General features: G+C 38.3%; 10 protein-coding genes and 4 tRNA genes. 2 read left to right on the top strand and 12 right to left on the bottom strand.

Going from position 1 to position 12,346, the window contains the following annotated elements; all coding sequences use genetic code 11:
* Window positions 1-80: 80 nt before the first annotated feature.
* The 3 genes from folA to HNR69_RS01320 are packed head-to-tail and all read right to left on the bottom strand — an operon-like array spanning window position 81 to window position 1,874.
* On the bottom strand, window positions 81-566 hold the full coding sequence (gene folA, locus HNR69_RS01330; protein ID WP_011608342.1) for a type 3 dihydrofolate reductase: 486 nt from the start codon (window positions 564-566) through the stop codon (window positions 81-83).
* 52 nt (window positions 567-618) lie between these two features.
* Window positions 619-1,083, bottom strand: coding sequence for a threonine/serine exporter family protein (locus tag HNR69_RS01325; RefSeq protein WP_075293997.1), 465 nt, complete (start codon window positions 1,081-1,083; stop codon window positions 619-621).
* A 2-nt stretch (window positions 1,084-1,085) separates the two neighbouring features.
* A complete protein-coding gene (locus HNR69_RS01320; protein ID WP_136121963.1) occupies window positions 1,086-1,874 on the bottom strand; it encodes a threonine/serine exporter family protein in 789 nt (262 codons plus the stop codon).
* Between the two features lie 157 nt (window positions 1,875-2,031).
* Here HNR69_RS01320 and proB point away from each other — a divergent pair, with 157 nt between their 5' ends.
* Window positions 2,032-3,144 carry a glutamate 5-kinase gene (gene proB / locus HNR69_RS01315; RefSeq protein ID WP_136122303.1) on the top strand — a complete coding sequence of 371 codons (1,113 nt, stop codon included), beginning with the start codon at window positions 2,032-2,034 and terminating at the stop codon, window positions 3,142-3,144.
* A 160-nt stretch (window positions 3,145-3,304) separates the two neighbouring features.
* Here proB and nusG read toward each other — a convergent pair whose 3' ends face one another.
* The 7 genes from nusG to HNR69_RS01280 form a co-directional block, all read right to left on the bottom strand.
* Window positions 3,305-3,859: a transcription termination/antitermination protein NusG gene (nusG, locus tag HNR69_RS01310; RefSeq protein ID WP_012341435.1), complete on the bottom strand. Its 555-nt coding sequence runs from the start codon at window positions 3,857-3,859 to the stop codon at window positions 3,305-3,307.
* Between the two features lies 1 nt (window position 3,860).
* On the bottom strand, window positions 3,861-4,268 hold the full coding sequence (secE, locus tag HNR69_RS01305) for a preprotein translocase subunit SecE (RefSeq protein ID WP_012341445.1): 408 nt from the start codon (window positions 4,266-4,268) through the stop codon (window positions 3,861-3,863).
* Between the two features lie 175 nt (window positions 4,269-4,443).
* Entirely contained in the window at window positions 4,444-5,628 is a 1,185-nt protein-coding gene (gene tuf / locus HNR69_RS01300) for an elongation factor Tu (RefSeq protein ID WP_011608348.1), read from the bottom strand.
* 102 nt (window positions 5,629-5,730) lie between these two features.
* Window positions 5,731-5,806 (bottom strand) — tRNA-Thr (locus HNR69_RS01295).
* A gap of 3 nt (window positions 5,807-5,809) precedes the next feature.
* A tRNA-Gly gene (locus HNR69_RS01290) sits at window positions 5,810-5,884 on the bottom strand.
* A gap of 42 nt (window positions 5,885-5,926) precedes the next feature.
* Window positions 5,927-6,011, bottom strand: a tRNA-Tyr gene (locus HNR69_RS01285).
* Window positions 6,012-6,042: 31 nt separating this feature from the next.
* A tRNA-Thr gene (locus HNR69_RS01280) sits at window positions 6,043-6,118 on the bottom strand.
* 214 nt (window positions 6,119-6,332) lie between these two features.
* Here HNR69_RS01280 and coaA point away from each other — a divergent pair.
* A complete protein-coding gene (gene coaA, locus HNR69_RS01275; protein ID WP_012341464.1) occupies window positions 6,333-7,286 on the top strand; it encodes a type I pantothenate kinase in 954 nt (317 codons plus the stop codon).
* A gap of 53 nt (window positions 7,287-7,339) precedes the next feature.
* Here coaA and gltS read toward each other — a convergent pair whose 3' ends face one another.
* Window positions 7,340-8,548: a sodium/glutamate symporter gene (gltS, locus tag HNR69_RS01270; RefSeq protein WP_136122298.1), complete on the bottom strand. Its 1,209-nt coding sequence runs from the start codon at window positions 8,546-8,548 to the stop codon at window positions 7,340-7,342.
* 181 nt (window positions 8,549-8,729) lie between these two features.
* On the bottom strand, window positions 8,730-12,206 hold the full coding sequence (gene dnaE, locus HNR69_RS01265) for a DNA polymerase III subunit alpha (protein WP_136122299.1): 3,477 nt from the start codon (window positions 12,204-12,206) through the stop codon (window positions 8,730-8,732).
* Between the last annotated feature and the right edge of the window lie 140 nt (window positions 12,207-12,346).

Genomic DNA, 12,346 nt, shown 5'->3' with positions numbered 1-12,346 from the left:
CGCCTAAAAATAAAAATTTCTTGAAAATTGTCGCACATTATACGTATAAATATACAATGGTAAAAGAATGCAGCATAAGCTTACTTTCTGTTTAAAATTAGAAAACGACAAGCATAAGGATTTTTCTCATCTGCCGGACGTTGTTGCTCAAATTCAATCTGCCATTCTTGCCAATTAAATTCAGGAAAGAAAGTATCTCCCTCAAGTTCTGTTTGAATTTCCGTTAAATATAATTTATTTGCTTGAGGAAGGTATTGCTTAAATAATTCGCCCCCGCCAATCAACATAATTTCATGATGATTTTCTCGCACAAAATCTACCGCACTTTGTAGATTGTCTTTCCAAATAATGCCATCGTGTTCATAAGGCGAACGAGAAAGTACAATATTGGTTCTATTCGGTAAGGGACGACCGATACTTTCAAAGGTTTTTCGCCCCATAATGATGGGTTTTCCGCCAGTATTTTGACGAAACCAAGCAAGATCAGCCGGCAAATGCCAAGGCATTTGATTATTTTTGCCAATCACATGATTTTTTGTCATAGCAACAATTATACTTAGTTTCATTTACTTTCCTTCTTCCTTATCAAAAATCAAAAAAGTTTATCAGCGAGAGTGACTATACTACAGGTTTGTGTCGATAAAACAATAAGCCGGGTAATGCTAGGCCAAAAACAAGTGCTCCAATGAGGAAACCTGTTTTGAGAAAATATTCCGTCATTTGTGCTATACGTTGTTCATTGAAACCATAATGATGCAAATGAACAATTGCGATCATGGCTTTATAAGCGAAAACGCCTGGGATCATTGGAATAACCGCTGCGACAGTAAAAACTTTCGGGTGAGCCAAATAACGATGCGATAAATATACGCCAATAAACCCAACCACACTGGCAGCTATAAAAGTCGCAAAAACTAAAGGAATATCGAAATGTACTAAGAAAGTTCTTGTCCCATGCCCCAATGCCCCCAAAAATGCACAATATTTTAAAACATTCTTAGGTACATTAAACACTAAAGCAAATCCGACGGCAGGAATAGCTGCAAAAAACATATCATCTAATAACTTTAAGATAAGGTCCATGATTAACGCCCCCAATTGGCAATATGTAAAAAACTTAGTGCAAATACAATTCCTAAACAAGTACCAAAAGTTAATACTGTTGCCAAAGTCCAACGTGCAATTCCCATATTAATATGTCCTTTTAGAATATCGGCAAGCGAATTGATCAATGGAAACCCCGGTACTAATAACAGTACACTTGAGGCTAAGGCTATTTGCGGATCATTACCTAATTCATATTTAACAGCCAAACCCGCCACCATAGAGGCAACAAAAGCGGTTATAGCAAAAACAATCAAAGGATTATAATGACGCAAAGCTAAAGTTTGACGAATAAACATAGCGATAGATGAGGCGATAAATGTGATTAAAAAAACGATTATATCTCCACCAGATAAATGGGCAAAGCAAGCACAGGACAATCCGATCATAGTAACAACTACAAAACGATTGTATTTTAAAGGCTTAATACCATCTAATTTTTTGCGAATCTGTTGCAGATCATATAGTCCTTTTTCTGCCATAATTACCAAGCGTTGTACCTCTGTTACCACTTGCATATTAATGCCTTTATCAAGGTTTTTGCGTACCGTAGTAATGCAATTGTGATCATATAATGTAGTAATAATGACGGCATTAGGTGTCAGTGCACATTCCACACTATCTATTCCCAATGCAAAACCTAAACGTTGTGCCATTTGTACAATCAATGTACTTTCTGCACCATGCTGCAATAACATCTGTGCAACTTGTGCACAAGTTCTTGTTATTTCTCGTTGTTGAAATGAGCTATTATCCTCTGTAGTATTCATAAAAACACCTCATTCTATTAAAAAAGATGACCGCACTTATTATATGCCTTTCTTCTGTATCAATTTTGTTTTAAATCATAAAACAGCAATGAAAATCGCATGATTTTTCCTAACTTTAATGGTAACTTATGGGGAAATTTTTCAGGTAAAGACAACTATGGAAACACAAAAAACAAATAAAACTATTGTGGTAAAATTTGGTACCAGCACCTTAACGCAAGGTTCATCAAAATTAAATCGCCCTCACATGATGGAAATTGTGCGTCAAATCACACAGTTGCATCGATCAGGCTTTCGTATAATTATTGTTACCTCCGGAGCGATGGCAGCGGGGCGACATTATCTCAATCATCCGCAACTTCCTCCAACAATTGCCTCAAAGCAATTACTAGCAGCAGTAGGACAAAGTCAACTCATTCAAACGTGGGAACAACTTTTCGCTATTTATGATATTCATATTGGGCAAATTCTGTTAACTCGAGCGGACATTGAAGATCGTGAACGTTTTATGAACGCAAGAGATACGTTACATGCTTTATTAGATAACCGAATTATTCCGGTAATTAATGAAAATGATGCGGTTGCAACCGCTGAAATTAAAGTGGGGGATAATGACAACCTTTCTGCATTAGTGGCTATTTTGGCACAAGCAGAACAACTCTACTTGCTAACAGATCAACGTGGATTATTTGATAGTGATCCAAGAAAAAATCCTCAAGCAAAACTGATTTCCATAGTTGATAAAATTACTGATCATATCCGCTCTATTGCAGGAGGAAGTGGGACAACGTTAGGGACGGGAGGAATGACAACAAAAATTAGTGCTGCTGACATAGCGACTCGTTCCGGTGTTGAAACCATTATTGCACAGGGTAATCTTGAAAATGTCATCGTCAATTTGGCTTATGGAAAAGACATCGGCACAAAATTTGTTGTGCAGACAGATCGCTTGGAAAGCCGTAAACAGTGGATCTTTGCTGCACCGGTTGCAGGTATAGTAACTATTGATGAGGGAGCAGAAAGTGCGGTATTGATTCAGCATAAATCTCTATTACCTGCAGGTATTATCAGCGTTGAAGGATGTTTTTCTCGTGGTGAAGTTGTTAAAATTTGTAGCACGAACGGTAAAAAAATTGCTTTGGGCGTACCTCGCTATAACAGCGATTCTCTCATACAAATAAAAGGAAAAAAATCGCAAGATATTGAACAGATCCTCGGTTATGAATATGGTTCTGTTGCTATTCATCGTGATGATATGGTCGTTTATTAATCAGAAAGTTTTTATCCTGATAAAATAACAACCAGCTTGTCAAAAGAATGTGTTTAGACTACTAAATGAAGAGCAAAGACTTCATATACTCTTGAAGTCATATATGAATAAAAACCCGGCAAATGCCGGGTTTGGAAAAGAGATATAAAATTAAAAGAACTTAACCGTTTGCTTTCTCAACTTGACTGAATTCGAGTTCAACCGGAGTTGCTCGACCAAAGATTAAAACAGAAACTTTAAGACGCCCTTTGTCGTAGTCCACTTCTTCAACCGTACCATTGAAATCGGCAAACGGTCCTTCAGTAACACGAATTTCTTCACCAGGTTGAAACTCTTTGCGATGACGAGGCTTATCTGCGGTTTCTTGTACACGATTAAGAATACGTTCGGCTTCTTTTTGTGAAATAGGTGCCGGTTTATCTGGTGTTCCACCGATAAATCCCATCACTCGTGGAACACTGCGGACTAACTGCCAAGTATAGTCATTCATTTCCATTTGAACTAAAACATAACCAGGGAAATATTTACGCTCACTTTTACGACGTTTACCACCAACATTTTCAACTACTTCTTCTGTTGGAACTAATACTTCACCAAACTGTTCTTCCATTTGATGTAATTTAATATATTCTCGTAATGTCGCAGCAACACGACCTTCAAAACCGGAAAATGCTTGAAGGACATACCAGCGTTTTTTGGCTGTATTTTCTGTCATATTAGAACCTTAAATCCGTTAAAAATGTAATTAATGAAACGATAACCGAATCCAATCCCCATAAAATTAATGATGCTATTACAGTCACAGCAAATACAATTAATGTTGTTTGCATTGCCTCAGGGCGAGTAGGCCATGTGATTCGTCTCAGCTCAATACGAGAATCGGAAAAAAATCTTCTGGCTTTCATACCTTGATTAGTAATAGCGGCGATACCTAAAGCAATAAGTAAAGCAACAACAATACCCACAACACGAAGAGCTGTTGAAAATTTTTCTACTAAGTAAATATTACTTACAGCCGCCACAATAACAATAGCAACCACTAACAACCATAAAAAGCCATTCAGACCTTTCGATTTTTGCTCAATTTCCGGAGCTGCTTTATTTTTTGTAATTTCTAATGCCATAAATTAGTCCATCATTTAATTTTATACTGGAATCCTATTTGAACGAGCAATTTTAGCACTTTCTTATTTTATTGCCTATCAAAAAATATAAATTACGTGCTATTTTTAATCTTAATGAAAAAGGGATCTATAAGATCCCTTTTCTGTCGAAACCTATACAAATAGGAATTCGGTATTACTTAATAATCTTAGCAACAACACCCGCACCTACAGTACGTCCACCTTCACGAATCGCAAAACGTAAACCTTGGTCCATCGCAATCGGGTGAATTAAGCTTACTGTCATTTTGATGTTATCGCCAGGCATGACCATTTCAACACCTTCCGGTAATTCAATTGTACCTGTTACGTCAGTAGTACGGAAATAGAATTGTGGACGGTAACCTTTGAAGAATGGTGTATGACGTCCACCTTCTTCTTTTGACAACACATACACTTCCGATTCAAAGTCTGTATGCGGTGTAATTGAACCCGGTTTCGCTAATACTTGACCACGTTCAATTTCTTCACGTTTTGTTCCACGTAATAATGCTCCAATGTTTTCTCCCGCACGACCTTCGTCTAATAATTTACGGAACATTTCTACACCCGTCACTGTGGTTTTTGTTGTCTCTTTAATACCGACAATTTCAACTTCTTCACCAGTACGGATAATACCACGCTCTACACGTCCGGTTACTACTGTACCACGTCCTGAAATTGAGAAAACATCTTCAATCGGTAATAAGAACGGTTGGTCAATCGCACGCTCAGGCTCCGGAATATAGTTGTCTAAGTGAGACGCTAATTCAAGAATTTTTTCTTCCCACTCAGCAACTCCATTTAATGCTTGTAATGCTGAACCACGTACAATTGGTGTGTCATCGCCCGGGAAGTCGTATTGAGAAAGTAATTCACGTACTTCCATCTCAACCAATTCCAATAATTCTTCGTCATCTACCATATCGCATTTGTTTAAGAATACGATGATGTACGGTACACCTACCTGACGACCTAATAAGATGTGCTCACGAGTTTGTGGCATTGGACCGTCTGTTGCCGCTACCACTAAAATAGCTCCGTCCATTTGTGCCGCACCTGTAATCATATTTTTTACATAGTCAGCATGTCCCGGACAGTCAACGTGTGCGTAGTGACGTGTCGCTGTATCATATTCAACGTGTGAAGTGTTGATAGTGATACCACGTGCTTTCTCTTCCGGTGCGTTATCAATTTGGTCAAATGCACGTGCTGCACCACCAAAGTGTTTGGATAATACAGTCGTGATCGCTGCTGTTAAAGTTGTTTTACCGTGGTCAACGTGGCCGATTGTACCCACGTTTACGTGCGGTTTTGTACGTTCAAATTTTTCTTTAGACATTGAGAGTCCCTCTAAAAAACACGGTTATCGATGGTACAATAACACCACATTAACCTAATGTATGATTTACGGTTTAATTAAAAGGATAGTTGAAACAAGAAGTGGTGCTGATAGGCGGATTTGAACCGCCGACCTCACCCTTACCAAGGGTGCGCTCTACCAACTGAGCTATATCAGCGCCTGGAGCGGGCAGCGGGAATCGAACCCGCATCATCAGCTTGGAAGGCTGAGGTAATAGCCATTATACGATGCCCGCAGTCCATAATTCAACTGTCCCATCAGAATTCATTATTAAGAATGGTGGAGGGAGAAGGATTCGAACCTTCGAAGGCTGAGCCGGCAGATTTACAGTCTGCTCCCTTTGGCCGCTCGGGAATCCCTCCACGCAAAAATGAATACTTGTTTACTTTAGAATGGTGCCGACTACCGGAATCGAACTGGTGACCTACTGATTACAAGTCAGTTGCTCTACCTACTGAGCTAAGTCGGCATCGTAAGCAAGTGAGGCGTATTATATGGAAAAAATTACCCCTGACAAGTCTTTTTTCGAAAAAAAAACACTTTTTTTATTATTCGATTAATAATCAGGCAAAATATATAAAAATTGTGAAAAAAACAGTTGATTTAGTCTCTTTCCAGATACTTGTTTTAGCATTTATAATGTATATTTTTATCTCTTTCTGTCATTTTAAGTAGAATTTATCGTGGAAGAACTCAACACTATTAAACTTTCTGACCACTTAACGCCTTTTTTAACTTTTAATCGGCAACAGTGGGCTGAATTGCGAAAATCAGTACCTTTGAAACTAACAGAGCAGGATTTGAAGCCACTATTGGGTTTTAATGAGGAGCTTTCTTTAGAGGAGGTGAGTACAATTTACTTACCTCTTGCTCGTCTGATTAATTACTATATAGAGGAAAATTTACGACGGCAGACTGTCCTCAAACGTTTTCTCAGCGGGCATAATCCTAAAGTACCTTATATCATTAGTATTGCAGGTAGTGTGTCGGTGGGTAAAAGTACATCAGCCCGAATTCTACAATCGCTATTGGCCAATTGGCCCGTTGCAAGAAAGGTAGACTTAATTACCACTGATGGATTTTTATATCCACTGGAAATATTACAGAAGAAAAATTTGTTGCAAAAAAAAGGGTTCCCTATTTCGTATGATACTCAGCGATTAATTCGTTTTTTAGCTGATATTAAATCGGGTAAAAAAAATGTTAAAGCACCAATTTATTCTCATTTAACCTACGACATTATACCCAACCAATTTGATATTGTTGATCGTCCGGATATTTTAATTTTAGAAGGTCTTAATGTTTTGCAAATTGGGTCTAATAAATCAAATCAAATGTTCGTATCTGATTTTGTTGATTTTTCAATTTTTGTTGATGCAGAGGAGGATCAATTAAAAGAATGGTATATAAAACGCTTTCTAAAATTTTGTCGCAGTGCTTTTACAGATCCGAATTCTTACTTTAAACATTATGCCAACTTATCTGAACAGGAAGCCATCGAAACCGCAAGTCAAATTTGGGATAATATTAATGGCTTAAATTTGAAACAAAATATTTTACCGACAAGAGAACGAGCGAATTTAATCCTAAAAAAAGGAGAAAACCACAAAGTTGAATTGGTCAAACTTAGGAAATAAATAAAAAATACCGCACTTTTTTAAAAAGTGCGGTATTTTTATCCATATTTTAATTAATGTAAAACATCAACAATATTTAAAAAGATGTTTAATGCTACGCTATTTAACAGATCGATAAAGAATGCACCAACCATAGGCACAATTAAAAACGCTTTGTGGGACGGTCCGAAATGAGAAGTAACTGCTTGCATATTCGCAACGGCTGTTGGTGTCGCCCCCAAGCCGAAACCACAATGCCCTGCACTTAATACAACGGCATCATAATCACGTCCCATCATGCGATAAGTCACAAAAATAGAATAGGTAGCCATTACCACAACCTGTGCTAACAGTACGACTAAAATTGGTAATGCTAATCCAGCCAATTCCCAAAGTTTTAAAGACATCAATGCGATAGCTAAAAATAGTGATAAACCCACTGTACCTAACACATCAATTGCCTCATCCGCTACTTTGAACTTCACAACATGAGCGAGTGCATTACGAATTACCGTACCGGTAAATAAACACCAAACAAACGTCGGTAATTGAAGTGCGGTTCCTTTTGTAAGCACATCTAAATATTGCCCGACAATCAGACACACGGACATCATCGTAATGGTTTCAATAATTGAACGAGTATTGATTTTGCGGCCATATACGGGCTTTTCAAATACCTCTTCTATATCGTCCACATTTTCATCTTCCGGTACTTCCGCTTTATGCAAGCGTTTCAATAAGAATCTGGCTACCGGTCCACCGATAATCCCCCCAAAAACCAAACCGAATGTCGCACAAGCCATTGCCAGTTCCAATGCCCCTTGAATGCCAAAACGATTACTTAAAGTTTCTGCCCAAGCAGCTCCTGTACCATGGCCACCCGTTAATGTAACGGAGCCTGCGATTAACCCGTAAGCAGGATCTAAACCAACAAGCATAGAGGTTCCGATACCGACTGTATTTTGTAGAATAATTAAACCAAGTGCGGCGAATAAAAAGATAACGAGAGGTTTACCGCCTTTCGCTAGACGAGCAAAGTTGGCACTTAGACCAATTGAGCTAAAGAACACTAACATCATTGTAGTCTGTAATTTAGTATCAAAACTAAAACTCATATCCCAAAAGTGATGCACAATGCTTAAGATAATAGCCACAATAAAGCCACCAACCACCGGCTCCGGAATATTGTATTCGCTCAAGAAATGTACACGTTTCACTAAAAAATAGCCCAGTAATAAAACCAAACAGGCTAATGCCACTGTTTCATAAGTACCAAAAGTCATATTAACCCCTTTTTTTGATTGTTGTTCCTGTATATATTATTAAATCAGATACTAGGATAGGAAAAATTAGCAAAATATTTTTGCAAATTCAGCAAGCCTGTGGAACGTAACAAAAAAAAGCATTTTTGTCTAGCAAATTACTTCTTTATGTATCAGTAAAAGTAAAATTTGGTAGATCTATTTAGTCAAATTCAAGCTCAACCGCATTTTCTCCTAACATTGTTACCAGTGCACTCAATAACTCATCTGTTGGATAAACAGACCATTGCACACCGAAGCGTATCAAAGCTCGTCCGTCTTTACTTTGATAGTAAAGATGTATTGGCAAAGAACCGCCGCTACAAGGTTCAATAATTCCTTTGAGTTGGCGAATAAAGTGCGGTGTTATTTGCTCTTGGGATAAGCTGATGGCTAAATTTTTTGCATAACGACTACGAGCTTCATCTAAAGTCATTAACTCTCGTACAGACATTTTTAGCCCTTGAGAAAAATCATCAAAACTGACTGTACCGGAAACAATAACAACGGTGTCCTTCTGTAATTTATCACCAAAACGTTCTAAAGCATCAGCAAACAACGTTATATCTAAAAGCCCGGAACGGTCATCTAAAGTTGCAATACCTAATCGGTTTCCTTTTTTCGTCACTGCAAATCTTAATGCTACAATTAAACCGCAAACAGTACTTATTTTGCCTCGAGTGTTTGGAGATAACTCATTTAAACGTGTCGAACTGTAATGAGACAACTCTTTTAAATAACGAGTAATCGGATGACTGCTTAAATACAAACCTAATGTTTCACGCTCACCGTCTAAAATTTGTTTCTCGCTCCAACGTGGCGTGTGTGCATAAGCGGTTTCAACATCTTCATGGCTTGAAGTTAGTACACCAAACATATCAACCTGTCCTATCGCCTCATCTTTTGCATGCTGATCCGATGCTTTCAACGCATCTTCCAAATTTTGAGCAAGTGCGGCTCGATGTGGACCCAATTTATCAAACGCACCGGATTTAATTAGATTTTCAAAGGTGCGACGATTAATCTGTTTTAAATCTACTCTCGCACAAAGATCGAATAAATCTTTAAAAATTCCGCCTTGTTCACGGGCTGAAACTATTGCATTTATTGGGACTTCTCCAACGCCTTTTATCGCACCAATACCATAAACAATTTCACCATTATCATTCACACTAAAATGATGTTTGCCTGTATTAATATCAGGGGGAACAATAGTGAGACCCATACGTAAACACTCATCATAAAAGCTCACGATCTTGTCTGTGTTATCCATCTCTGAGGTCATCACCGCTGCCATAAATTCAGCGGGATAATGTTTTTTTAACCAAAGGGTTTGATAAGAAACCAAAGCATAAGCGGCAGAATGAGATTTATTAAAACCATAACCGGCGAATTTTTCCACTAAGTCAAAGATTTTCATGGCTAAATCGCCATCAATCCCTTTTGCTATCGCACCTTTTTCAAAAATATCTCGTTGTGCCGCCATTTCTTCAGGTTTTTTCTTACCCATCGCTCTACGCAATAAATCCGCACCGCCAAGGCTGTATCCCGCCAGTACTTGTGCAATTTGCATGACTTGTTCTTGATAAACGATAACCCCATAGGTAGGTTCTAAAATCGGCTTAAGGGATTCATGTTGATACTTAACATCAGGATAAGAAACAGGTTCCACTCCGTGTTTACGATCGATAAAGTTTTGCACCATTCCAGACTCTAAAGGACCGGGGCGGAATAATGCTACAAGTGCAATAATATCCTCAAAACAGTCGGGCTGAAGTTTCTTGATAAGATCTTTCATTCCCCTCGACTCCAGCTGGAAGACTGCTGTGGTTTCAGCTTTTTTTAACAAGTTAAATGAATCGGGATCATTTAAAGGAATTGTCGAAATATCTACCGCACTTTTACCCTCTTTAACCAAACGAGCGTTAATCATATCCAATGCCCATTTAATAATGGTCAGCGTGCGTAAGCCTAAAAAGTCAAATTTCACTAATCCTGCATATTCAACATCATTTTTATCAAAATGTGTAACAGGATGTTTCCCTTCCGAGTCGCAATATAGAGGTGAGAAATCTGTAATTAAACTAGGAGAAATAACTACACCGCCCGCATGTTTACCCGCATTACGTGTTACTCCCTCCAATTTTCTTGCCATATCAATTAAGGCTTTCACTTCTTCATCATTGTTATAAATTTCGGATAATCTCGGTTCTGCCTCAAAAGCCTTTGTCAAGGTCATACCCGGATCGGCGGGAATTAATTTAGCAATACGATCCACAAAACCATAAGGGTGTCCCAATACACGCCCCACATCACGAATAACCGCTTTTGCCGCCATTGTTCCAAATGTGATGATTTGCGAAACCGCTCCACGCCCATAAGTTTCTGCAACATGCTCAATCACACGATCTCGCTTGTCCATACAGAAATCCACATCAAAATCCGGCATAGAAACACGTTCAGGATTGAGAAAACGCTCAAAAAGCAAATCAAATTCAAGAGGATCCAAATCGGTAATTTTTAACGCATAGGCGACTAAAGAACCTGCTCCGGAACCACGTCCTGGTCCTACAGGAATATCATTATCTTTTGACCACTGAATAAACTCCATCACGATCAAAAAATAACCGGGAAAGCCCATTTGGTTAATTACGTCTAATTCTGTTTGTAAACGTTCATCATAAACTGCTCGTTTTTCTGACCGCACTTGAGGATCAGGAAATAAAACTTTTAAACGTTCCTCTAAGCCTTTTTTCGATTTTTGAATTAAAAAGTCTTCTGTACTTAACTCGCCTGTTGGGAATTGTGGCAAGAAATAAGTACCTAAACGCACAGTAACATTACAACGCTGAGCAATTAGTAAGGTATTTTCAAGTGCGGTAGGAATATCAGCAAACAGCTCACACATTTCTTGCTCCGAGCGGAAATATTGTTGTGAACTGTATAATTTCGGGCGTTTCGGATCATCAAGAGTGTAACCATCATGAATGGCAACTCGAATTTCATGTGCCTCAAAATCCTCCGGACTTAAAAAACACACATCATTTGTTGCTACTAAAGGTAATTGTTTTTGCTGTGCAAGTATTAAAGCAGATTGAATATAGCGATCTTCATCGGATCGACCGGTGCGACTTAAACTTAAATAAAAGTGGTCGGGAAAATATTCTTGATAAAAAGCTACCGCAGTTTCCACATCAGCAGAATTATTTTTCAGTAATTTTTTCCCTACATCGCCATTGCGACCACCGGATAAAATGATAATTCCCTCATGATGTTCTGCCAACCAAGACTGATCAATGTAAGGTAAATTATAATAACCACGTTCATAAGCCTTCGAAAGTAATAAGGTAATATTATGATAACCCTCGTTATTTTTGGCTAATAACGTCAGTTCAAAAAGTTCATCTCCCAACAAATCACTTTTCACGAGAACATCAGCACCGATAATAGGTTTAACGCCTGAGGATTGTGCTTCACCATAAAAACGAACTAAGCCACAAAAGTTAGTAAAATCAGTCAATGCCATTGCCACCATTTCATGTTGCACACAGGCTTTTATCAAAGGTTTTACCTTAGTAATGCCGTTAATCATGGAAAAATCACTGTGTACACGCAAATGTACAAAACGAGGCTGTGACATAAAAAATCCTATAAAAATAATTTGAGGGAAAAAGTGCGGTGTATTTTAGCGATATTTCTCAACAAGCTCAATCAAAGGCAAAGGGCAAAAATTCCGGCAAATTATTACCGCACTTTGAAAAAAAGAAACCCGACTAAAAG

This window comes from Histophilus somni, assembly GCF_014202395.1.
In the GTDB taxonomy this organism is placed as follows: domain Bacteria; phylum Pseudomonadota; class Gammaproteobacteria; order Enterobacterales; family Pasteurellaceae; genus Histophilus; species Histophilus somni.
Note: the sequence above shows the minus strand (reverse complement) of the source record. Positions and strands in the feature narration are given on the sequence as shown.